The organism is Streptomyces sp. NPDC056161 (assembly GCF_042268025.1).
In the GTDB taxonomy this organism is placed as follows: domain Bacteria; phylum Actinomycetota; class Actinomycetes; order Streptomycetales; family Streptomycetaceae; genus Streptomyces.
Genome location: NZ_JBHJUV010000099.1, coordinates 1 through 20,719, shown reverse-complemented (window position 1 = coordinate 20,719; position 20,719 = coordinate 1). Strand labels below are relative to the sequence as shown.

Genomic DNA, 20,719 nt, shown 5'->3' with positions numbered 1-20,719 from the left:
AGCCCTTGTGGCTTGCCCGAGCCGTGTGCGGTGATAAGTCGCATGCACGGTTCCGAGGGGGCGGCGGCGCAGCAATGCGCCGTCGCTACCCGACCTGACTGCGGGTGCGGTGTCATCCGGTCACTTGGGCACGCCCATGACGATTCGGACGTCCATCCACCGCAGGCAGCGGTGCCCAGGAAGGTGGCCGCGGAGCGAGCGAAGACGTGCGGATCCTGGGGACCGGCGAGGAGTTGTTGCACCTCGTCGGTCTCGGTACGCCCCGCTGTGCGCCGACTCCGCACGGAGAGAGCCCGATCATCTCCATCGGCCGCGTGAACTCGAACCGCGCCTTCACCAAGCCCCAAGAGGGGCATCCGGTGATCGCGGCGGTCTGCGCCGGACGGGCAGTCAGCCATCGGCGGTGAGCTGCGTGATGCCCCTGACGACGATGTCGACGGTCCTGGTGACGTCGATGTCGTTCAGGGGTTCGCGGGTGATCTGAGTACGGCGATGGTTCGGTCCCGTGAGGAGGTCGAGAACCAGACGGGGATCGACGTCAGCGGTCAGCTCACCGCGGTCACGGGCGCGGGCGAGGATGGCCGCGCAGTGCTCGACGCGCATCTTCCAGTGGATCTGGGGAAGATTGGCGAGGCTCTCGTCCGGTGACCGCGTGAGGGCGACCAGGATCGGCCCCATCTGCGACTGCAGGAGCGCGATGATGCTTTCGAGCAACTCGGTCAGGTCGTCCCGCAGGTTGCCTCTGTCGGGCAGCCTGACCGACAGATCGACGACCCCGGCGATCACCCCTTCGATCAGGGATCGGCGATCGTTCCACGAACGGTAGATCGTGGTGTGGTGCACGCCCGCCCGTGCCGCCACGGCCGAGACGGTGACGGCCTCCGCCCCCTCTTCGGCCAGAATGTCCGCGGTCGCCTCCAGAATCTGCCGGCGCACTCGCGCCGTACGACCACCTGGCCGTCGTTGTGGGGTACTCATGCCTCACCTTAACGCACATATCTTTTGCGTTTAAGTTGAGTGCGGACTAGCCTTTGTTAGAGCACAAGAGATGTGCGATAAGTCCGGGTGTGCAAGGACTGATGGCGAAGGACTGATGGCAATGACGAGCAACGGCACCGACAGCAAGGACGCGGCGACACGCCCTGTCACCGTCGTCACCGGCGGCAGCCGCGGGATCGGCGCGGCGACCTGTCTGCGGCTCGCGGCGGACGGCCACGACCTGGCCGTCGGCTACGTCCGGGACGCGGCGGCGGCCGAGGCGGTCGCGAAGGAGGTGCGGGCAGCGGGGGCCCGCTGTGTCACCGTGCAGGTGGACATTGCCGCGGAGGCTGATGTGGAGCGGCTGTTCGACACGGCGGAGGAGCGTCTCGGGCCCATCACCGGGCTGGTCAACAACGCCGGAGTGACCGGTTCACCGGGGCGGCTGGCCGACCAGGACTCCGCCGATCTGCGGCAGGTCGTCGAGGTGAATCTCCTCGGCACGCTGCTGTGCTCGCGCCGGGCGGCCCGCCTCATGGCGGGGCGGGGGAGCGGAGTGATCGTGAACATCTCGTCCGGGACGGCTACTTACGGCGCTCCCGGTGAGTTCGTCCACTACGCGGCGACCAAGGCGGCCATCGATGCCCTCACCGTCGGCCTGTCGAAGGAACTCGGTCCTGACGGCATCCGGGTGAACGCGGTGTCCCCCGGAGTGATCGACACGGACATGAATTCGGCGCTGGGAGGCACCGACCGCGTGCGCAGGCTGGCCGAGGAGATTCCGCTGCGCCGCCTCGGGCGCTCGGAGGAGATCGCCGCCGCGGTCTCCTGGCTGATGTCTTTGGACGCCTCCTACGCCAACGGCGCGGTACTGCGGGTGGCGGGCGGGCGTTAGGGGCACGTTCGGCGGGCGGGGGCGGCGCCGGCAGCGGCGGGCGCGGGCCGAGGAACACGTGCAGCCGAACCTTGGCCGACGGCCGGGTCCCGCAGCAGCACCGCAGAGAGGTGGTGGAAGGCCGCCGTGACCCGCGAATCCGGCAGCAGCGCCGTGGCCCGCTCGGCCGCGCTTCCCTCCGTGGGCTTCAGCGCGTAGGCGCCCTTTGCCCCGAAGCCGAGCGGGTTGACGCAGTCGACGACGAGCTTGCCCGCGAGTTCCTGTGCAGAGACGCCGCCGTCGCCGCGTGCCCTGCCCAGGGCACAGCGACGATCACGATGTCGCTACGCCGCGCACAGTCCTCATCGGGCATCGAGCCTGGGCCCGCTCGGCTCGGGCGAGATGTGATGCGGGGAAGGGGCTCAGCTGACGGTGCCCGTGCGGGCCGCGGTGATGAACGCCTCCAGTTCGTGGGGGATGTCCGGGCCCATGGGCTGGTAGAGGATCTCGGTGATGCCCTGCTCGCCGTACGCGGCCAGGCGGTCGGCCACCTGTGCGGCCGAGCCGGTGACCGTGGTGGTCGGGATGGCGGCCCAACTGCCGGCCGCCCAGGCGGCCCGGTCGGCGGTGTTGAGGGCGACCAGGTGGTGGTCGTGGACCGCGAGGTGCCTCTCCCGCTCGGGCACCTGGCTGATCACGTCCAGCCATTGCCGTCCGCCGGGCAGGGCGGTCACGTCGCCGCCGAACTCGTAGGCGACGTGATAAGCGAGTGCGTTGCCGGGGCCGACGGCGTCACGGACCCGGGGCGAGTCAAGGGCCTCGCCCTCCGCCAGCACGGTGCCGTGCAGGGCGAGCGCCGCCCAGTCGAACTCCTTGGCGTGCTTGGTCTCCTCGTTGATGCTGAACAGCCCGTCGGCCAGCTCCCTTGCGACGGCGATGCCCTTGGGGCCGATTGCCGAGATCAGCACGGGCACCTCGATCGGGCGCGCCGGGGCGGCGCCCGCCGGGTGCAGCATGCGCAGCCGGGCGCCCTTCCAGTCGGTGGTCTCGCCGCGCAGCAGGGCCCGGAAGACACGGACGTACTCGGCGAGATCGGCCCAGGTCGTGGACTTGGCGCCCATGGCCCGAGCGCCGGTGAATCCGGTGCCGAAGGCGACGGCGACCCGACCCGGTGCCAGCGCGGACAGCGCGGCGGCACCCGAGGCGTTGACCATCGGATGGCGCAGTCCGGGCACCAGCACTCCCGGGCCCAGGCCGATGCGCTCGGTGCGCTCCGCGGCCAGCGCCAGCATCATCCACACGTCCGGACTCTGCTGCGGGCTGTCGAACAGCCACGCACGGTGGTAACCCAATTGTTCGGCAAGCGCGATGTGCTTCGGCGTGTCGAGGGAAGTCGGGAACTGGCAGGAAATCTTCATGAGTCGTCCTCGGGTGCCTGGTTCGTCGAGCAGGTGTCAGGGGCTGGTCACCGCCCTGTATTCCGCGGGTGCACACGCTCACGGTGGCGGTGACACGGCGGGTTGCCGCAAGGAGGACGGCCTCCGGTCACGACAAGTCAGGGGCCGTCCTCGGTGCAGTTCGTCAGGCGGGGGTTTCGGCGGTGGCGGTCAGGACCGCGCGGCCGAGGGTGTGGCCGGACATGACGAAGCCGAGGAAGGCCGGGGTGGCGTCGGCGGGGACACCGATGGATGCGACGTCGAGGGCGTACACGACGACGAGGTAGCGGTGCGGGCCGTGTCCGGGCGGCGGGGCGGCGCCGAAGAAGCGCGCGGCGCGGGCGTCGTTGGGCAGTTGGAAGGCGCCCTCGGGGAGTCCGGAGCCGGTGTCGTCGCCCGCGCCCTCGGGCAGTTCGCCGACGGTGGCGGGGATGTCGGCGACGGCCCAGTGCCAGAAGCCGGATCCGGTGGGGGCGTCGGGGTCGTAGACGGTGACGGCGTAGCTCCGGGTGCCGTCCGGGGCGCCGTGCCAGGACAACTGAGGAGAGATGTCCTTGCCGCCGGGGACGCCGGCGATGCCGGAGAGTTGCTCGGGCGACCAGGCGGCGCCATCGGCGACAGTCGTGCTGGTGACGGTGAAGGACGCCGCCTCGGGAAGACGGGTGAAAGGGTTGTCGGTGCTCATTGCGTCGTTCCAAATCCTTTGACTAGCCGGTTCTGTGTGACCCGTCAGGGTGGTCAGGAGCCGCCGACGTGGAGTGCTGCGTGGTGTGTACGCGGCGGCCTCGTGCGTACCGGACCGCCCCCTCCGGGCGATTCCTTGAGACCCTCTGGACGAGAGGCGTCTCCCGCGCAGGGTCGAGTTCGGTCCCGCAGCCGAGTTTCGGCCGGAGCAGCTGATCTCCGGCCGGTGCCACCGCACCGCGGACCACGAGACGTGTCGTGCACCGACGCGCCGACACGTCCTGCGGCACGCCGTGAGGGTCCTGCTACGTGTTCACTGCGCGTCGGCGGCCGCTTGTGTTTCCCTCCGTACGCCCACCTCGGACATCAGGGTCTGCGACGGGTGAGACGGGTGAGGGGGACAGGGGCGTCCCCGGTCGGGGGCGGAGCGCTGACAGGGGAACCGTGGACAGAGCGGCGTCGAGGGCTCGGTTCTGGCGGTACTGCGACTGCTTGATCGCCCTGCCGAGGGCTTGCAGGTCACCGTGCATGGGACTGACTCTACACGACCAAACTAGTTTATATAAAGGTGTTGAGTTGATCCCCGTCCGCAGTCGCAGTGGTCGGAAGTGGCCCCGCCCCTCGCCGACACCCAGCAGTCAGCCTTCGACGCGTCAGAGATGTCATGCGCGTCAGAGATGTCATACGCGTCATATGTGTCAGAGGCGTCAGGTAAGTCAGGGGGGACAGGGGTGCGCGAGGGGATGCCGCACCGCACGCCTCAGCTGTGCCCGCTTCCGGAGGCCGCCCAGGACGCGTCGCGGACTTCACGTGCCGCCCAGTCCGCGAACCCGGTGGCCGCACGGCCGAGAACCCGCTGGGCCCCGGCGGAGACGTAGGCGTCGGCATCGGCGCCGATATCGAAACGATCACGGACGCCCGGCGCCGCGGCAGCGACCACCGGTCGGGGCAGGCGTCCCACGTCCTGTGCGGCGCCTACGTGGTCGAAGGCAGCGTCGGAAAGAGCCTGCTCGCAACACTGCCCCGATTCGTCCACATCCCGGCACAGGCGCAGAGCCCTCCCCATCGCGACGCGATCGGCCTGCTGGCCGCGGAGGCCGACGGGAACGGGTACGGGCAACAGGTGCTGCTGGACCGGCTGTTGGACCTCAATCTGGTGTACGCACTGCGCACCTGGTGGCAGCAGGGCGAGGACCGGGCGCCCGGCTGGTTCCGGGCGCTGACCCATCCGAAACTCGCTCGGGTGATCCAGGCGGTCCATGAACGCCCCGAGCACAAGTGGACCCTGGAAGTCATGGCGCACACGGCGGGGATGTCCCGGGCCGGTTTCAGCGCCACCTTCAAGGAAGTCATCGGCCAGAGCCCCGGCACCTATGTGACCGAGCTGCGGATGGGACATGCCGAGGACGCACTGCTGCGTACCGACGCCACGCTGGCCACCATCGCCGACAGCGTCGGCTACGACAACGAATTCGCCTTCGCCACCGCCTTCCGCCGTAGCCACGGCCTTCCGCCCGGCCGATGGCGAGCCGCCCACCGTCCCCCTCGGAGCAGGGAACAGGTGTCAGCGCGCCGGGATCGTGGCGCGAGCCGGTCGCTCCGGGACGGCCGGTCACGGGCGTGGGAGATCGGCCCAGGTGTCGAGGGCGTATGCCGCGCCGTCGCTCCGGATCGTGGCGGCCCGGTGTCCCGGCCAGTGCGCCGGGATGACGAGTTCGTGCCGTTCGGCGGCGCGGGAGAGGTAGGCGCGCCGGGTCCTGGCCGCGAGCCGGGGGGCGATGCAGAAGCAGCTGCTCCAGCTGGGTTCCAGGACCTGGACGGGACTGTGCAGCAGGTCGCCGACGAAGACGGCACGATCGGTGCCCGAGTGCAGGGTGAGTACGGACGAGCCGGGGGTGTGTCCCGGTGCCGCTTCCAGCGGCACCGGCCTGGCGGAGACGGTCCAGGTAGTCGGTGTGCAACCCGCTGAACCGGGGGATCTGCGGGCGCTCCCGGTCGTGGCCGATCCCGGTGTCCACCAGGACGGTCCTGCCCTCGCTGCGCAGGACCCAGGTCTGGACGAAGCAGCGGTAGGCGTCGTCGGCCGGGTTCCAGAAGTCCGGCGCCAGCCAGTCCTGGTTGCGCCGCCAGGTTCCTTCGTCGCTGTCCGGGATGATGGCGCGGGCCGAACGGACGGGGCCGGACCACTCGATGACGCGGGTGATGTCGACGTCGCCGACCGAGATGCTGTGTGCGGACACGGCGGGTCCTCCGGGGAGTGCGTGCGTGACACCGCCGTAGCGGCCGGGCACGTCGGGTGACGCGCCACGGCGACGGGGGACGGCGGGTCTGCTGTCCGCCTGCCGGTGCGTGCCCGCCGCCCGGCCGGCCCGGCCGGGCTCCGACGCCCCGGCCCTCGCCCCGGCTCCGCGGTGACACCGGGGCAGGCCCGGCCCTATTCCAGTACGCCTTCGTGGAGCTGCGCGAACAGTTCGGCGTTGCGGCTGCTGTCGACGCGGACGTCGATGACCGTGACGCCGCTGTCGCCGGGGTCCGGGGGCGCGAGCGAGCGCTTCAGTTCGGCCTCCAGCTCCTCCATCGTCTCGACCCTGACGCCCCGTGCGCCGAACGCGCCCGCGAACTGGGTGATGTCGTAGTCGCCGAGGTCGACGCCGGAGGTACGTCCGTACTTGAGCATCTCCTGGAACGCCACCATGTCGTAGCGGTTGTCGCGCATGATCACGTGCGTGAGGTGGACGCCGAGACGGGTGGCGGTCTCCAGCTCCTGAGCGGTGAAGAGGAAGCCGCCGTCACCGGAGACGGACAGCACCTGGGTACCGGGCCTGACCAGGGCGGCCACCATCGCCCACAGCAGGCCCACGCCGAGGGTCTGCTGGCCGTCGGAGAACAGCAGGTGCTGCGGCTGGTATCCGCGGAAGTGCCGGGCCATGTAGATGTAGTGCGAGCCGACGTCGCTGACCACCGTGGCGTCGTCGTCCACCAGCTCGCGCAGCTTGAGGACCACGGCGGCGGGGTTGAGTCCCTCCTCGGTCGCCGCGGCGTGGCGCGCCTCGTGGTCGATGCGTTCGAGGGCGGCACGCTGTTCGCTGACCGCCGCCTTCGCGTCGTCGCCGAGGCGCAGGCCGGAGAGCGACGCCGCCAGTTCGGCGACGGTGGCGGCGATGTCGCCCCGCAGCTCGACCGTGGGCTGGTAGAGGTTGTCGATGTCCGCCGGCACGGAGTCGATGTGCACGACGGTGCGCGCCGGGTCGGTGTTCCACAGCCCGGGGTCGTACTCCACCGCGTCGTACCCGATGGTGACGAGCACGTCGGCGTGCGCGATCAGGATGTCGCCGGGCTGGTTGCGGAACAGCCCGACCCTGCCGACGAAGTGGTCCTCCAGCGCGCGGGAGACGACTCCGGCCGCCTGGAAGGTCTCGACGACCGGCAGGTCGGTCACGGCGAGCAGTTGCCGCAGCGCCGCACACGGTTCGGTGTCCGCCGCGCGCATGCCGACGAGCACCACCGGGCGCTCGGCGTTGCGGATCAGTTCCGCGGCCTCGCGGATCCCGGAGCGCGGGGCGGGACCGAGAGCGGGCACCGGCTGCGGCCGGCTGACGCTCGCGGAGGTGGGGGCGCTCACGATGTCGGCGGGCAGGACGACGGCGGTCGCGCCCCGCGGCTCGGTGACCGCGGCGCGCAGGGCGTTGGCGACGGTCTCCGGGACGTTGTCGGGGTCGTTGACCTCTCCGACGTACTTGGTGAACGGTTTGAGCGCGGCGGTGGCATCCATCGACTGGTGGGTTCGCTTGAGCCTGTCCCGGCGCGGTACGGCGCCGCACAGGGCGATCACGGGGTACTGCTCGGTGGTGGCGGTGATCAGGCCGGTGAGGGTGTTGGTCGTGCCGGGGCCGGAGGTGACGATCGTGGCGCCCGGGATTCCGGTGAGCCGCCCGGCCGCCGCGGCCATGAGCGCGGCGTTGCACTCGTGCCGGCAGACGACCAGCTGGGGTCCGCCGTCGACCAGTACGTCGTAGAGGGCGTCGATCTTCGCTCCGGGCACTCCGAAGATGTACTGGACTCCGTAGGCGCAGAGCGTGTCGATCGCCGCCTGGGCGGAGCGGACGTCGGAGGTGTTCATCGTGGGCACTCCTGTGGGTGCGGGCCGGGCTTCAGGAGCCTTCGGCCAGACGGATCTGTCGGTCGGCATCGGCTTGCGAGAGCCGGGAACCCAGGAACTCCGCGGTCCGGGGCAGGCTCAGATGGAATTCGGAGGCGGCGCTGATCGCGACGGTGCCGTGCTTCATCCGGAAGTCGAGCGCGTGGCCCCCGTGGCGCCGTGTGTCGTCGATGAAGTGCAGGTGGTACCCGGCCACCGAGATTCCCTGCTCGTAGGCGGGGGTGCGGTAGCCGGCCAGCGTCCCCAGGACGTCGTGCAGGACGGTCTCCTGCTGCCCGGCGGCGGCTTCGGTCAGCGGCGGGTACGGGGGTTCCTGCTCCATCACGGTCCGGGTGTGCACGGTGCTGAACTCTCCGGTCACGCGGACGGCATACAGGAGGTTCTCGCTCGTGATCGCCTGGTCGATCCGCTTGACCAGCGCTTCCCGGTAGCAGGGGGTGGTGACCGTCAGGCGGATGTCGGGCACGAAGTGCGTGACGGCGGCGAACGGCGTCAGCTCGTCGTCACCGGCGGGGCGCACGCTTCCGTCGGCGCGCAGGTGGTAGCAGACCCCGTCCAGCACGAGCATCTCGCCGTCGAGGCGGTTGAAGGTGCCGAGGCCGAAGTCGCCGTGTTCCAGAAGTTCGCCGATGGTGACATCGCCGTCGTAGACGCCGGCGAGGAGCGCGCCGATCGTCGACGTCTGGAACACCTCACGAGGGGCGTCGGCGGCGGTGCCGGCGCTGTGGTGGGCGAGGATGCCGCCGGCCCAGCGGCGGAAGTCCGCACGGGGACTCTTGTTGGGTGAAGTGTTCATGGCCAGCCGTTCTCCGTGGTGGGAAGTCTCTACGTCGGGAAGAATGTCGCTCATTGGGGCCAAATAGCCTGAAATGTGTTTTCGATTGTGGGCGCGGCCAGGTGCCGTACGAATCCGTGGAATCCCCAGTCCCTTCCGGGCCCTCGCCGGTTGGGTGCCGAGTGGCTGCCGCAGTCACGGAGAGTTAGCCTCACGCGTAGGGATGCTGAAGGGAGCAGCGGACGGTGCTCGGTCGGCAGCGGGAGCGCGCCACCCTCGACGACCTGCTCGAAGTGGTCCGCGCGGGCCGCGGCGGCACGCTGGTCCTGCGCGGTGAGGCCGGTATCGGGAAGACGGCCCTGCTCGACTACGCCGCACAGCGGCCGGCCGACGCACGGATCGTCCGGCTCTCCGGGGCGGAATCGGAGAAGCAGCTTGCCTTTGCCGCGCTGCAACGGCTCTGTTCACCGATGCTGGAGCTGAGCCGGCGCCTGCCCGGACGGCAGCGCGACGCGCTCGGCGTGGCACTCGGGCTGACCACGGGCCCCGCGCCCGACCGCTTCGTGGTCGGGCTGGCGGTACTGGGACTGCTCTCGGAGGCGAGCGCGCAGCGGCCGCAGGTGTGCCTGATCGACGACGCGCAGTGGGTCGACGCGGCCTCCCTCCAGGTGCTCGCCTTCGTGGCACGGCGGCTACAGGCGGAACCGGTCGCCGTGCTGTTCGCCACCCGCGGCGGGGAAGCCGTCCTGGACGGCCTGCCGCAACTGCACGTGCGCGGGCTGCGCGACGAGGACGCGGAAGCACTGCTCGATGCCGCGATGATCGCGCCCGTGGACCGGCAGGTGCGCGCGCGGATCATCGCCGAGGCCCGCGGCAACCCGCTGGCGCTGCTCGAACTGGCCCGCGCGACCGGGCCCGACCAACTGGCCGGCGGCTTCGCGGTCCCCGACCTGCCCACACCGGCCGCACGGATCGAGACGATCTACGCCCAGCGGCTCGCGGCACTCCCCGCGGACTCACGCCTGCTCGTGCTGATCGCTGCCGCGGAGCCGCTGGGCTACCCGGTGCTGGTGTGGCGGGCGGCCACACTGCTGGGCATCGGGCCCGAGGCGGCCGGCGCGGCCCAGTCCGCCGGGCTGCTCGCGATCGCCGGCCATGTGGCCTTCCGCCACCCGCTGGTCCGCTCGGCCGTCTACCACACGGCCCCGCACACCGACCGGCACGCCGTGCACAGAGCGCTGGCCGAGGCCACCGACCCGCAGCGGGACCCGGATCGGCGGGCCTGGCACCTGGCGAAGGCGACACTCGGCCCCGATGAACCGGTCGCGGAGGAACTGGAGCGGTGCGCGACGCGGGCCCGGTCCCGCGGCGGCATGGCCGGGGCCGCCGCCTTCCTCACCCGTAGCGCGCACCTGACGCTCGACCCGGCGCGCAGGGCCCGGCGCATGCTGGCCGCGGGTGAGGCGACGATGCAGGCCGGCGGCTTCGACGCGGCCCTGGAACTGGCAGCGGCCGCGGAAGCGGGGCCGCTCGGACCGGACGACCGCGCCCGCACGGACCTGCTGCGCGGGCGGATCGCCTTCGCCCGCGACTTCGGCAGCCAGGCGTCGGCCCTGCTGCTCAGGGCGGCGGCCGGATTCGGAGCAGCCAGCCCGGTGCCGGCGCGATCGACCTACCTCGAAGCGCTGGGCGCCGCACTGATCGCCGGCCGGCTGAGCGGCGGTGCCGGACTGGCCCAGGCGGCGCGAGCGGCGCTGTCCGCACCGCCGCCGCCGGGCCCGCCCGCCCTGGCGGACCTGCTGCTGGACGGATTCGCACGGCTGATCACCGCGGGCTACCCGGCCGGCGCGCCGGTCCTCGCGCAGGCCGTGCACGCCTTCCGCACCGAGCTAGTCGGCCGGGAGGAGGGCCTGCGCTGGCTCTGGCTGGCGGGCCACGCGGCCGGGCTGCTGTGGGATTTCGACAGCTGGGAGGTCATCTCGGAGCGCTTCGTCGGCTACGGCCGCGAGTCCGGGATGCTCGCGATCCTGCCGGTGGCGCTCAGCACCCGTGCCGGTGCGCACCTGTTCGCCGGCGAGTTCGCGAAGGCCGCGGCACTCGCCGACGAGCAGGCCGCCATCGCCGAGGTGACCGGCAGTGGCATCGCACCCTACGGCGCATTGGGCGAGGCGGCCTTCCGCGGCCAGGTGGACAGGGCGGCCGCCCTGATCGACACCGGGACCAAGGACGCGCTGGACCGTGGCGAGGGCGTCGGAGTCAGCTTCATCCAGTGGGCGACGGCAGTGCTGCACAACGGGACCGGGGAGTACGGCCAGGCCCTGGCAGCGGCCCGCGACGCCGCCCAGGACGAACCGGCGCAGCGGTTCCGGAACTGGGGGCTGGTCGAACTGATCGAAGCGGCCTCCCGCGTCGGGGAGACGGACGAGGCGGCGAGGGCGCTCGAACAGCTCGCCGCGGCCGGCGGCGCGGGCGACTGGGCCCTGGGCGTCAGAGCACGTTGCCGGGCACTGCTGACCGCCGCCGACCGGGCCGAGGACCTGTACCGGGAGGCGATAGACCGCCTCGGCCGCACCCGCCTTCGCCCGGACCTGGCCCGCGCCCACCTCCAGTACGGCGAATGGCTCAGGCGGCAGCGGCGGCAGTCCGCCGCCCGTGGCCAACTACAGCGGGCACTCGACCTGTTCACACAGACCGGCATGGCCGGATTCGCACAGCGGGCCCGGATCGAGCTGGCCGCCACCGGGGTGCGCACCCGCAGGCCCGGACCCGGTACACAGGGCGACCTCACGGCGCAGGAGCTGCGGATCTGCCGGCTGGTGGCTCAGGGCGAGACCAACAACGAGATCGCCACGCGGCTGTTCATCAGCCCCAGGACCGTCGAGTACCACCTGCACAAGGCGTTCCACAAACTCGGAGTCACCTCCCGTACACAGCTGGCCCGGCGCCTGCCCGAGCACGAGGACAAGAACTCCCCCTGATCCGGCACCGCGAGCGGCGCCGCCACGGATTCACTCGGGCACGGGCCAGAGGCGAGCCGCGGGCAACCGTGGATTGCCTCCCCGATCCGTAGGAGTTCGCAGTCGCGTTTCCGCGTTCCTGTGGCAGTTGACGGAATGTGACGCCGTCTCTCGTGGACATCACCTCTGACCGTTGAGCAGTGACCGCTTCCCGGACACAGCCCGAACCCGCTCATGACGTCCTTCGGGATCCGCCGGGGGGCTGTCCGCAGCTTGCGTCCGCCGCATTGGTTCTGCCTGGTCAGCCCTGGTGTACGGGGGTAATCTGGGGTCAACTGGAATGTTTTCGTCCGATGGTCGGTGTGGTGTCAGGGATTTGGGGCGCCGGAAATCGGCGATGGCGAGTTGCCTGAGCGGCGAGGCCCGTGGGAGGCGCGATGACCAGGCAGAGAACACAGCGGGTCGGGAGCTGGCCACGGCTGCGGGTGGCGGACTGGGCCGAGTCCCGGGACACACTGCACATGTGGACCCAGATCGTCGGCAAGATCCGGCTGGCCCACGCACCCATGGTGAACCACTGGTGGCAGGTCACCCTGTATGTCACGCCACGGGGGCTCACCACTTCCGCGATCCCGTACCGGACCGGCTCATTCGATATCGAGTTCGACTTCGTCGACCAGCGGCTGGTCATCCGGGCCGGCGGCGGCAACAGACGTGAGCTGGCGCTGGAGCCCAAGCCCGTCGCCCAGTTCTACGCCGAGACCATGGGCGCGCTGGGGGAGCTGGGCATTCGGACGCGCATATACCCGCGGCCGAACGAGGTGGAACCGGCCATCCCGTTCGCGGACGATTACCGGCACGCCTCCTACGACCCGCACGCCGCGCGGCTGTTCTGGGGCCAACTCGCCCAGGCCAGCCGGGTGTTCGGCGAGTTCCGGTCCCAATTCGTCGGCAAGACCAGCCCCGTGCACTTCTTCTGGGGATCGATGGACCTGGCCTACACCCGCTTCTCCGGGCGGCCCGCGCCACCGCATCCCAGCGGCGGCGTCCCGAACATGCCGGACTGGGTGACACGGGAGGCGTACTCCGCCGAGTTGTCCAGTTACGGGTTCTGGCCCGGTGGCGGCGCGGAGGGCGCGTTCTACGCCTACGCCTATCCCGAACCGGCCGGCTTCGCCGACTGCCCGGTCCGTCCCGCGGCGGCCAGATACCTGAGGGAGAGCGGTGAGTTCGTACTGCCCTATGAGGCGGTCGCCGACTCCGCCGACCCGGATCGGACGCTGAGCGACTTTCTGCACAGCACCTACGGGGCGACGGCCAGGTTGGGCGGATGGGACCGGACGGCGCTGGAGGTCCGCCCGCACCGCCACTGGGAACACCACTGAGGACACTTCGGCGCCCGCTCGGGACCGCCGGGACGCCGGGGAGTATCGCGCTGGACGGCGCCGTGCCGAGGCAGGCCATTGTTTTCGCATGCCGCAAAACGTGAAGGCGAAGCAGACCGATTTTGTGGCCTCGCTGGCGAAGGGGCTGGAGGTGCTGCAGTGCTTCAACCGTGACCGCCCCGAGCTGACCCTGAGCGAGGTCGCGGAGCTGACGCAGATCACCCCGGCGGCGGCACGCCGGTCGCTGCTGACCCTGCAAGTACTCGGATTCGTCACCACACACGGCCGGAGGTTCCTGCTGACCCCGCGGGTGCTGAGGCTGAGCGAAGCCTTCCTGTCCTCGGTGAGCATGCAGGAGGTGATGCAGCAGTTCCTCCAGATGGCCGTGGACGCAACAGGCGACAGCTCCTCCGTGGCGGTCCTCGACGGCACCGAGATCCTGTATGTCGCATCGGTGTCCGCGCAGCGCAAGCTGACACCGACGATCGGCACACGTTACCCGGCGTACTGCACATCTCTCGGGCGGGCCATCCTCGCCCACTCGCCGACCGCGGTGGTGGACCGCGTCCTCGGCGCCGAACCGCCGGCGAAGCTGACCGAGCACACGGAGACCGACCCGGCAAGGATCCGGGAGAAGCTCGCCCTGGCCCGGGAGACAGGGATCACGGGCATCCAGGACGAGTTGGCCTACGCTGTCGTCTCCGTCGCGATGCCGATCCTGGACCGCCAAGGCGTGGCGATCGGGGCGGTGAACTGCTCGACCTCGCCGCTGCGCACCACGATGGCGGACATGCTCACCTCGCGGTCGGCGGTCCTGCGCGACGTCCGTGACCGGATCTCCCTCGCCCTGGACCAGCATCCCGTGCTGCTGCACTCGGTGCTGGGCGCCCGGCGCCCGGTTCACGACGGCGCGGGCCCGGAGTAGTCCACCTCCTTCTCGGCGGCGTCCGCGAGGGCGAACCCGATCGGCGCGACCTGTTCTTCCAGCAGATGCGCCACCAGACTCATCGTGCGTCCGATCAGCGGGATGCCCTTCATCGCCCGGGGCAGGAAGCCGGCGTCGAGCAGCACCGCCGGGATGGCACCTGACACGTTGAGCGCGAGACGTCGTCCGTAGATCTCCGGAACCACGTCGACGACCGCGGCGAGGGCACGTGTGTGGGGCCCCCGCACGCCCAGGGACTCCGCGTACGCCAGCAGTGCCTCGGCGCGGGGATCGCGCTCGCGGTGCAGGGGATGTCCCACGCCCGGGACCGGGCTGAGTGTGCTCCGAAGCTCCTGCACGGCCGTCCGGGCACAGGCTTCGATCGAACCGCTGCCGCTGCCGCTGCCGCCTCCGTCGGCCGCGGCGGCGACGATGGACGCCAGCAGGTGTGCGGTGTCCTCGGAGCTGCCGAGGATGACGGAGCCGGCCCCGGGCAATCCCGCCGCGACCGCGCCGTGCAGCGCCTCGGGCGACGCGGCGTACGTCATGCGCGCGGCCTGGACCGACGGCACCAGCCCGTGCTCAGCCAGGGCGACGACACACGCGCAGGGGGCCTTCATCACCGGGCCCTACGCGTCGATGCTGCTCGCCGACCTCGGAGCCGAGGTCATCAAAGTGGAGCGGCCGGGAACCGGCGACGCCTTCCGGGTCTACGACGGCACCCTCTACGCGTCGACGTTCCAGGCTTTCAACCACAACAAGCGCGGCATGACGATCGACAACAAGGATCCGGACGACCAGCGTGTGCTCGATGAGTTGATCTCCACGGCCGACGTGTACATCCACAATTTCCGTGCCGGGGCCGCCGAGCGGCTGGGCGTCGGTGCGCAGCGCCTCCAGGAGATCAATCCGCGCCTGATCTACTGCGCGATCAGCGGTCTCGGCGCCGACGGACCCTATGCGACCCGGCCTTCCTACGACACGGTCGCGCAGGCGTACAGCGGCCTGCTCAGCATGACGCTCGACCCGCTCGCGCCGAAGATCAACGGGCCCGCGGTGGCGGACGCGGTCACCGGCCTGTACGCCGCGCAGGGCGTCCTCGCCGCTCTCGTCAGGCGGGGCATCGACGGCAAGGGACACATCGTCGAGATCTCCATGCTGGAGGCGATGTCCCACTTCCTCATCGAGCCGTACGCGAGCTACTTCCGCTCAGGACAGGAACCCGGCCCCTACGGCCGCGCCGCCTCCTCGCAGAGCTTCGCCCCGGTGTGCTCCGACGGCGAGGTCGTCGCACTCCATCTCTCCAGCCCGCAGAAGTTCTGGCTCTCGGCGCTCAAGGTCGCAGGGCTGGAGCAACTGGCCCACGATCGGCGGTGTGCTCTGCGGACACTACGGCGACCGGCTCGGCCGCAAACGTGTCCTCATGATCACCCTCATGGTCATGCGCCTGGCGACCACCGCCATCGGTCTGCTGCCCACCTACCAGGCCATCGGTGTCACCGCGCCCGTTCTCCTCGTCGCCATTCGGCTGCTGCAGGGGCTCGGCGCGGGCGGCGAGTGGGGCGGGGCCTCCCTGCTGACCCTTGAGTACACCGGGCGACGGCACGGGTTCTGGGGGAGCTTCCTCTCCGCCGCCGTCTATGTCGGCATGCTGATCGGCAACCTCGTCTTCGTGATCCTCGGCGGTCTCATGTCCCAGACCCAGTTGCTGGCCTGGGGCTGGAGGATTCCTTTCGTACTCAGCGTCCTCATCGTCTTCGTCGGCGTCTTCATGCGCCGCCGGGTCTCCGAAACCCCGGAGTTCGAGCAGATGAAGGACGCGGGAACCCGATCCCGGTTCCCGCTGCTCGACGCCCTGCACTCACACCCGCGCAACATAGTCGCGATCTTCCTGATGCGCATCGGCCAGAACACGTGTTTCTACGTCGTCTCCGTCTTCTGCCTCTCCTACGCCACCGGAACCCTCGGCATCGCCAGCCAGGTCACCCTCACCGCCCTGCTGGTCGGTGCCGCCGCGGCGGCCCTGCTGTGCCCCATGTGGGGACAACTCGCCGACCGTGTCGGCTTCGGCAAGGTCATGCCTTCAGCCTGACTGCCGGTGCCGTCGCGGCGTTCCCCCTCTTCCTCGTCCTGAGAACCACGCAGAGCGCGCTCATCATCGTGTTCATCGCAGCCGTCATCGCGGTCGCGAACGCCTCCAACGACGCCATCCAGCCCGGCTATTTCACCTCGCTGTTCGGTGCCGACATCCGCTACAGCGGCATGTCGATCGGACGCGAGGGCGGCACCATCATCGGCGGCGGCCTCGCGCCGCTCATCGCGACCTGGCTCCTCGACGTCTTCGGCGGCTGGTGGGCCGTGGCCGCGTGGATCGTCGTCACCAGCCTCGCCGGCCTCGTCGGTGTCGCTCTCGTCCGCGATCTGCGGCCCGACGACGGGGCCGGGGCCCCGCCGATCACGCCGCGCTCACGGCGCGCCGTGGCCTGAAACCGTCCGGACGAACACATGTCGGCGGTTGCCGGTGCCGACGTGGATCCACGATCTCGACCTCGCCTGCCCCGAAGGTCGCGCAGCCGACGGCGCCGACCGTGAGCCACGAGCTTCATGACTGCGGTGTCAGCACGATCCGCCCGAAGACCTCGCCCGCGTCCATCTTCCGGTGGGCGTCGGCCGCCTGGTCGAGCGGCAGCAGCTCATGGACCACTGTCTGGATCTCCCCCCGGGCGGCAGCGGCGAACTGCTCGCTCCGTACGGCGTTCCGGTCGGGCGCGGTGACGGTGGCGGCGCTGAAGGCGGAGAAGGAGAGCGACTTCTGGAAGTCGGTCATCATCCGCATGCCGAAGTCCGCGGGGGGCAGGCCCGCGACGGCTCCCACGACCACCATGCGGCCGTTGGGATCGAGGCGGTCGAGGAACGAGGGCAGGTGGGGGCCTGCCGCCACGTCGATGATGACGTCATAGCCCGCGGGGGCGTCCGCGCCGCCTTCGCCGGAGCGGTCGAGCACATGGGTCGCACCGAGCCCGCGCAACCGTCGGCCGCGTTTCGCCGAGGAGGTCGTGACCGCCACCGCGGCGGCGCCACCGCGGGCCGCGAGCTGTACGGCCGTGATCCCGATGCTGCCGGCCGCTCCCCGCACCAGAACGGTCTCCCCGGGTGCGAAGCGGGCGCGGGAGAGTCCGAAGTGGGCGACCACTCCGGAACTGCCGAGGGTCACCGCGTCGACGGCGGACAGGCCGGAAGGGAGGGAGACGACGTCTTCGACGGCCGCGACGGCCTGTTCGACGTAGCCTCCACCGGTGCCGGTGAAGCCCCAGACCCGACGGCCTGTCCAAGTGGCGTCGACGCCGTCGCCGACCGCCGTCACGGTGCCCGCCACCTCACCCCCCAGGACGTGGCCCTCCTGGTAGCCGTAGGCGGCCAGGGCACCGCTGCGGATCAAGGTGTCCACACCGCCTACGCCGACCGCCTCGACGGCGATCAGCACCTGTCCGGCAGCGGGCACGGGAACGGGGAGGTCCACCACCTCCAGCCCGTCGGGACTGCCGTAGGCGCGGACCGATACTGCCTTCATCCAGCTCTCATCCTCTCTGACGGACCGACGGCCGTACCCGGGGGGAACGAACAGCCCTCGTCCGGAACAGCGACGGCATACGTGCCGCCGGTCCTCGCCCCGCCCGGCCTGTCCCAGGAGGGGACGTCCCGCTGTCAGGAAGGGATGGCCCGCGCAGGTGCGAGGTCTTCGCCGTGACGTTAACGGACGGCCCCGTCCGGTCAGGCGAAGTGAGAGTGGTGAGGGCTCCTTCGACTCACTTCGAGTCGTCCACCCATCCAGGAGCCCGAGGCGGTCCTCGTGCCGATCGGGTCGGTGCCCGACACCGAACGGCCCGTCGGCTGCCGTCGTCCACGGCCTTCGAGCCGGTGGGTCAGGACCACCGGGTGTCCGGTGAGGTTCCTGAGGACGAGGGCGTCGGGTGATCACGTCCACGTCGTCGCCAACCAGATCGTCACGGCAGCGGAGAGAGCCAGCGTGAGGTTGAGGGCGATCCGGCGGTCCCCGCGCCTCAGGTGGACCCCGGTCGCGCAGATCTGCAGGACCACGAACCCGATGGCCGCCGCCAGGGCCAGCCAGGTCGCGATGCCGGTCAGCGGCGGAAGGACCAGCCCGATCGCGCCGAGCACCTCGATCAGTCCGATGGCTCTGACGGCCGGCATCGGCGTGCTGTCCACCCAGGCCATCATCGGGCGAAGCCGGTCACGGCTCCGCACCACTTTCATCCCGCCTCCGTAGAGGTAGAACAGCGCGAGCAGCCCGGCGACGATCCAATAAGCGACGTTCACAATTCCCATTTCCGGGTCGGACGCAGGTGACTCAGGTGACTCACCGTCACCAGCGATGGATACCAAGCAGTGTTGCCGTACCGGCCGTCAGGCGAAGTCGGTGGCGGGTTCGGTGGCATAGCGGCTCATCGTCCGGATGCTCGCCTGAGGGGTCAGTGCCCGGCCGTCGGCCATCAGGTCCCGCAGGTCCCGGAAGTACTGCACGTACTGGGCGGGTGTGAACGTGCTGAGCATGACGGCGGGTCGGTCGGTCACGTTGGCGAACGTGTGCGGGGCTCCGGGCGGAACCATCACGAACGTGCCCGCCGTCGCGTCGTGCTCCTGGTCCCCGACCGTGAACCGCACCGAGCCGGAGACGACGTAGAAACCCTCGTCGTGCTGGGCGTGACGGTGCTGCGGCGGGCCAGGTGTGTGCGGAGCGAGCACGGACTCGGCGAACCCGAGCCGGTCCCCCGTGGTGCTGCCGTCCTCCAGGACGCGCATGCGTGTGGTGCCCAGGACGATCGTCTCCCCGTCGTCGGGACCGACCACTGACACGGCGGGATCGGCGATCGGCTCGGCGGCCTTCGTTTCATCAGTCATGTTCCGATCCCACCGCCAGGGCACCGCGACTGTCCAAGACCCGTTCCGACACCTCGATACCGGGCGGGTATCGTCGCACCATGGAGCTACGCACGCTGCGCTATTTCGTGGCGGTCGCCGAGGAACTCCACTTCGGGCGGGCCGCTGCCCGGCTGCACATGAGCCAGCCTCCCCTGAGCCGGGCGATCAAGCAGTTGGAGACCGAGGTCGGAGCCGCCCTCTTCGACCGGTCGTCCGCCGGTGTCGCGCTCACCCCGGTGGGAGCGGTACTGCTCGACGAGGCACACGACCTGCTCGACCAGGCCGACCGGGCACGGGTCCGGGTGGCCGCGGCAGCCGGCGCGACCATCCTCACCGTCGGCATCCTGGGCGACAGCTCCGATCCCGGCGCAACCCGACTGGCCCGCGCCTACCACCGGCGGCACCCGCGCGTCGAGGCCCGCATCCGCGACGTCGACCTGACCGACCCCACCTGCGGGCTGCACGCCGGAACGGTCGACGTCGCCCTGACCCGCGGCCCGTTCGACCAGACCGGGCTGGCCGTGCGGGAACTGCGCGCCGACCCGGTGGGAGTTCTGCTGCGCGCGGACGATCCGCTGGCCCGCCACGACAGCCTGAAGCTGACCGACCTGGCCGACCGGCGCTGGTTCCGGTTCCCGGAGGGCACCGACCGCCACTGGCAGTCCTACTGGAACGGCGGAGAACCCCGCGAGGGCCCGGTGGTGCGCGCGGTCGAGGAATGCCGGCAGGCCGTCCTCTGGAACGGCACGGTCGGGATGACTCTGCTCGACCACGAGCCGGGACAGGGGCTCACCGTGGTCCCGCTGACCGACATGCCGCCGAGCCGTGTGGTGGTGGCCTGGAACGAGGGCGACACGAATCCGTTGCTCCGCTCGTTCGTCCGGCTCGCCATCGCCGCCTACCGCGACTGAGCGCCCGACCAGCCCGGCCGCCGTGGCGCGCGGCGCCGTCTTCGACCGCCCGTACGCCGCCCTGGCCGTGTAGGGGCGGCGCTCGAAATGGATGTCGTCGAAATCGACCGGTGTTCTCAGGTGGGCCCCGGAACTGATGACGACCACCCGGTCTCCGACGCGAGCGAGTGCGGGCCGCAGCCGCGTCGCGAGAGCGAAGTGGCCGACGTGGTCGGTGGCGAAGACCGCCTCCCAGCCGTCGGGTGTCCTGTGCGGATCCGGCAGCATGACGCCGTCGTCGCCGTCGCCGCAGTACCGGCCAGCAGCAGCGCCGTCAGATGTTCGAGCCGAGGGACGAATTCGGTGGTCAGGTGGGCGAAGGCCGGATCCTGGGCGTAGAGGCGGGCCAGAGTGTCCGGGGGATTCGCGGTCTGCCACAGCGACGCAGACCATCGCGGCCAATCCGGCGATGACATCTCGCACCTGGTTCGGGGTCAGCGAGGGCATGGCGGAGGCCATGGCGTAGCCGACGTGGTCGACCGGCGCGAGGGCCGAGATCTTGAAGGCGCGGTCACGTCCAGCGGATCCCGCGGTACTTGGGGAGTACGGGCCTCAGGGCCCAGGACCTCGGTCGCGGCAGGCGCGGACCCCGTCGCTCGCGTGGCTTGGCCACCGGCACGTCCGTCCGGTCGGCCGCGCGGGTTCGCGCCGCGGC

General features: G+C 70.7%; 17 protein-coding genes and 4 pseudogenes. 9 read left to right on the top strand and 12 right to left on the bottom strand.

What is annotated here, in order from left to right:
• Window positions 1-390: 390 nt before the first annotated feature.
• The gene (locus ACFC09_RS44290; protein WP_376538562.1) at window positions 391-978 is read right to left on the bottom strand and encodes a TetR/AcrR family transcriptional regulator; all 588 of its coding nucleotides are present in this window, start codon (window positions 976-978) and stop codon (window positions 391-393) included.
• A gap of 121 nt (window positions 979-1,099) precedes the next feature.
• Here ACFC09_RS44290 and ACFC09_RS44285 point away from each other — a divergent pair, with 121 nt between their 5' ends.
• Window positions 1,100-1,873: an SDR family NAD(P)-dependent oxidoreductase gene (locus tag ACFC09_RS44285; RefSeq protein WP_376538560.1), complete on the top strand. Its 774-nt coding sequence runs from the start codon at window positions 1,100-1,102 to the stop codon at window positions 1,871-1,873.
• 77 nt (window positions 1,874-1,950) lie between these two features.
• On the opposite strand, the pseudogene ACFC09_RS44280 reads toward ACFC09_RS44285, so the two are convergent.
• From ACFC09_RS44280 to ACFC09_RS44270, 3 genes and pseudogenes are all read right to left on the bottom strand, one after another.
• A pseudogene (locus tag ACFC09_RS44280) lies at window positions 1,951-2,213 on the bottom strand (NAD(P)-binding domain-containing protein); the annotation flags it as partial.
• Window positions 2,214-2,274: 61 nt separating this feature from the next.
• A complete protein-coding gene (locus tag ACFC09_RS44275; RefSeq protein ID WP_376538558.1) occupies window positions 2,275-3,270 on the bottom strand; it encodes an LLM class flavin-dependent oxidoreductase in 996 nt (331 codons plus the stop codon).
• Window positions 3,271-3,433: 163 nt separating this feature from the next.
• Window positions 3,434-3,973, bottom strand: a complete 540-nt coding sequence (locus tag ACFC09_RS44270) for a YbhB/YbcL family Raf kinase inhibitor-like protein (RefSeq protein ID WP_376538556.1) — start codon at window positions 3,971-3,973, stop codon at window positions 3,434-3,436.
• Window positions 3,974-4,738: 765 nt separating this feature from the next.
• Here ACFC09_RS44270 and ACFC09_RS44265 point away from each other — a divergent pair.
• Window positions 4,739-5,491: pseudogene (locus ACFC09_RS44265) on the top strand (AraC family transcriptional regulator); the annotation flags it as partial.
• Window positions 5,492-5,584: 93 nt separating this feature from the next.
• Here ACFC09_RS44265 and ACFC09_RS44260 read toward each other — a convergent pair.
• The 3 genes and pseudogenes from ACFC09_RS44260 to budA form a co-directional block, all read right to left on the bottom strand.
• Window positions 5,585-6,212 (bottom strand): annotated as a pseudogene (locus ACFC09_RS44260) (MBL fold metallo-hydrolase).
• A 194-nt stretch (window positions 6,213-6,406) separates the two neighbouring features.
• Window positions 6,407-8,092 carry an acetolactate synthase AlsS gene (gene alsS, locus ACFC09_RS44255; RefSeq protein WP_376538554.1) on the bottom strand — a complete coding sequence of 562 codons (1,686 nt, stop codon included), beginning with the start codon at window positions 8,090-8,092 and terminating at the stop codon, window positions 6,407-6,409.
• A gap of 31 nt (window positions 8,093-8,123) precedes the next feature.
• Window positions 8,124-8,927, bottom strand: a complete 804-nt coding sequence (gene budA / locus ACFC09_RS44250) for an acetolactate decarboxylase (protein ID WP_376538552.1) — start codon at window positions 8,925-8,927, stop codon at window positions 8,124-8,126.
• Window positions 8,928-9,151: 224 nt separating this feature from the next.
• Here budA and ACFC09_RS44245 point away from each other — a divergent pair, with 224 nt between their 5' ends.
• The 3 genes from ACFC09_RS44245 (at window position 9,152) to ACFC09_RS44235 (ending at window position 14,173) form a co-directional block, all read left to right on the top strand.
• A complete protein-coding gene (locus tag ACFC09_RS44245; RefSeq protein ID WP_376538550.1) occupies window positions 9,152-11,884 on the top strand; it encodes an AAA family ATPase in 2,733 nt (910 codons plus the stop codon).
• 416 nt (window positions 11,885-12,300) lie between these two features.
• Window positions 12,301-13,248 carry a DUF5996 family protein gene (locus ACFC09_RS44240; protein ID WP_376538548.1) on the top strand — a complete coding sequence of 316 codons (948 nt, stop codon included), beginning with the start codon at window positions 12,301-12,303 and terminating at the stop codon, window positions 13,246-13,248.
• 88 nt (window positions 13,249-13,336) lie between these two features.
• Window positions 13,337-14,173 (top strand): IclR family transcriptional regulator C-terminal domain-containing protein, encoded by an 837-nt coding sequence (locus tag ACFC09_RS44235; protein WP_376538546.1) that lies wholly within the window; start codon window positions 13,337-13,339, stop codon window positions 14,171-14,173.
• Here the strand turns inward: ACFC09_RS44235 and ACFC09_RS44230 are convergent.
• Window positions 14,149-14,793, bottom strand: coding sequence for a citryl-CoA lyase (locus ACFC09_RS44230; RefSeq protein ID WP_376538544.1), 645 nt, complete (start codon window positions 14,791-14,793; stop codon window positions 14,149-14,151). The genes ACFC09_RS44235 and ACFC09_RS44230 overlap by 25 nt on opposite strands.
• Here ACFC09_RS44230 and ACFC09_RS44225 point away from each other — a divergent pair.
• The 3 genes and pseudogenes from ACFC09_RS44225 to ACFC09_RS44215 form a co-directional block, all read left to right on the top strand.
• Window positions 14,720-15,520 (top strand): annotated as a pseudogene (locus ACFC09_RS44225) (CaiB/BaiF CoA transferase family protein); the annotation flags it as partial. The gene ACFC09_RS44230 and the pseudogene ACFC09_RS44225 overlap by 74 nt on opposite strands.
• Before the next feature lie 76 nt (window positions 15,521-15,596).
• Window positions 15,597-16,265 (top strand): MFS transporter, encoded by a 669-nt coding sequence (locus ACFC09_RS44220; RefSeq protein ID WP_376538542.1) that lies wholly within the window; start codon window positions 15,597-15,599, stop codon window positions 16,263-16,265.
• 68 nt (window positions 16,266-16,333) lie between these two features.
• Window positions 16,334-16,660: a hypothetical protein gene (locus tag ACFC09_RS44215; protein ID WP_376538540.1), complete on the top strand. Its 327-nt coding sequence runs from the start codon at window positions 16,334-16,336 to the stop codon at window positions 16,658-16,660.
• Between the two features lie 115 nt (window positions 16,661-16,775).
• Here the strand turns inward: ACFC09_RS44215 and ACFC09_RS44210 are convergent, their stop codons facing one another.
• From ACFC09_RS44210 to ACFC09_RS44200, 3 genes are all read right to left on the bottom strand, one after another.
• Complete coding sequence (locus tag ACFC09_RS44210) at window positions 16,776-17,744, bottom strand: zinc-binding dehydrogenase (protein WP_376538538.1); 969 nt, start codon at window positions 17,742-17,744, stop codon at window positions 16,776-16,778.
• A 404-nt stretch (window positions 17,745-18,148) separates the two neighbouring features.
• The gene (locus tag ACFC09_RS44205) at window positions 18,149-18,511 is read right to left on the bottom strand and encodes a DoxX family protein (RefSeq protein ID WP_376538536.1); all 363 of its coding nucleotides are present in this window, start codon (window positions 18,509-18,511) and stop codon (window positions 18,149-18,151) included.
• A gap of 87 nt (window positions 18,512-18,598) precedes the next feature.
• Complete coding sequence (locus tag ACFC09_RS44200) at window positions 18,599-19,093, bottom strand: cupin domain-containing protein (RefSeq protein ID WP_376538534.1); 495 nt, start codon at window positions 19,091-19,093, stop codon at window positions 18,599-18,601.
• 80 nt (window positions 19,094-19,173) lie between these two features.
• Here ACFC09_RS44200 and ACFC09_RS44195 point away from each other — a divergent pair, with 80 nt between their 5' ends.
• Window positions 19,174-20,025, top strand: coding sequence for a LysR family transcriptional regulator (locus ACFC09_RS44195; RefSeq protein WP_376538532.1), 852 nt, complete (start codon window positions 19,174-19,176; stop codon window positions 20,023-20,025).
• Window positions 20,026-20,141: 116 nt separating this feature from the next.
• On the opposite strand, the gene ACFC09_RS44190 is transcribed toward ACFC09_RS44195, so the two are convergent.
• Complete coding sequence (locus tag ACFC09_RS44190; RefSeq protein ID WP_376538530.1) at window positions 20,142-20,480, bottom strand: hypothetical protein; 339 nt, start codon at window positions 20,478-20,480, stop codon at window positions 20,142-20,144.
• Between the last annotated feature and the right edge of the window lie 239 nt (window positions 20,481-20,719).

Excerpts from the sequence above, each read along its gene's own strand:
- ACFC09_RS44285 (WP_376538560.1), top strand. The coding sequence starts at position 1,100 with ATGACGAGCAACGGCACCGACAGCAAGGACGCGGCGACACGCCCTGTC.
- ACFC09_RS44240 (WP_376538548.1), top strand. The coding sequence starts at position 12,301 with ATGACCAGGCAGAGAACACAGCGGGTCGGGAGCTGGCCACGGCTGCGG.
- ACFC09_RS44210 (WP_376538538.1), bottom strand. The coding sequence starts at position 17,744 with ATGAAGGCAGTATCGGTCCGCGCCTACGGCAGTCCCGACGGGCTGGAG.
- ACFC09_RS44220 (WP_376538542.1), top strand. The coding sequence starts at position 15,597 with ATGATCACCCTCATGGTCATGCGCCTGGCGACCACCGCCATCGGTCTG.
- ACFC09_RS44230 (WP_376538544.1), bottom strand. The coding sequence starts at position 14,793 with ATGAAGGCCCCCTGCGCGTGTGTCGTCGCCCTGGCTGAGCACGGGCTG.
- budA (WP_376538552.1), bottom strand. The coding sequence starts at position 8,927 with ATGAACACTTCACCCAACAAGAGTCCCCGTGCGGACTTCCGCCGCTGG.
- ACFC09_RS44235 (WP_376538546.1), top strand. The coding sequence starts at position 13,337 with ATGCCGCAAAACGTGAAGGCGAAGCAGACCGATTTTGTGGCCTCGCTG.
- ACFC09_RS44195 (WP_376538532.1), top strand. The coding sequence starts at position 19,174 with ATGGAGCTACGCACGCTGCGCTATTTCGTGGCGGTCGCCGAGGAACTC.
- alsS (WP_376538554.1), bottom strand. The coding sequence starts at position 8,092 with ATGAACACCTCCGACGTCCGCTCCGCCCAGGCGGCGATCGACACGCTC.
- ACFC09_RS44190 (WP_376538530.1), bottom strand. The coding sequence starts at position 20,480 with ATGTCATCGCCGGATTGGCCGCGATGGTCTGCGTCGCTGTGGCAGACC.
- ACFC09_RS44200 (WP_376538534.1), bottom strand. The coding sequence starts at position 19,093 with ATGACTGATGAAACGAAGGCCGCCGAGCCGATCGCCGATCCCGCCGTG.
- ACFC09_RS44275 (WP_376538558.1), bottom strand. The coding sequence starts at position 3,270 with ATGAAGATTTCCTGCCAGTTCCCGACTTCCCTCGACACGCCGAAGCAC.
- ACFC09_RS44270 (WP_376538556.1), bottom strand. The coding sequence starts at position 3,973 with ATGAGCACCGACAACCCTTTCACCCGTCTTCCCGAGGCGGCGTCCTTC.
- ACFC09_RS44290 (WP_376538562.1), bottom strand. The coding sequence starts at position 978 with ATGAGTACCCCACAACGACGGCCAGGTGGTCGTACGGCGCGAGTGCGC.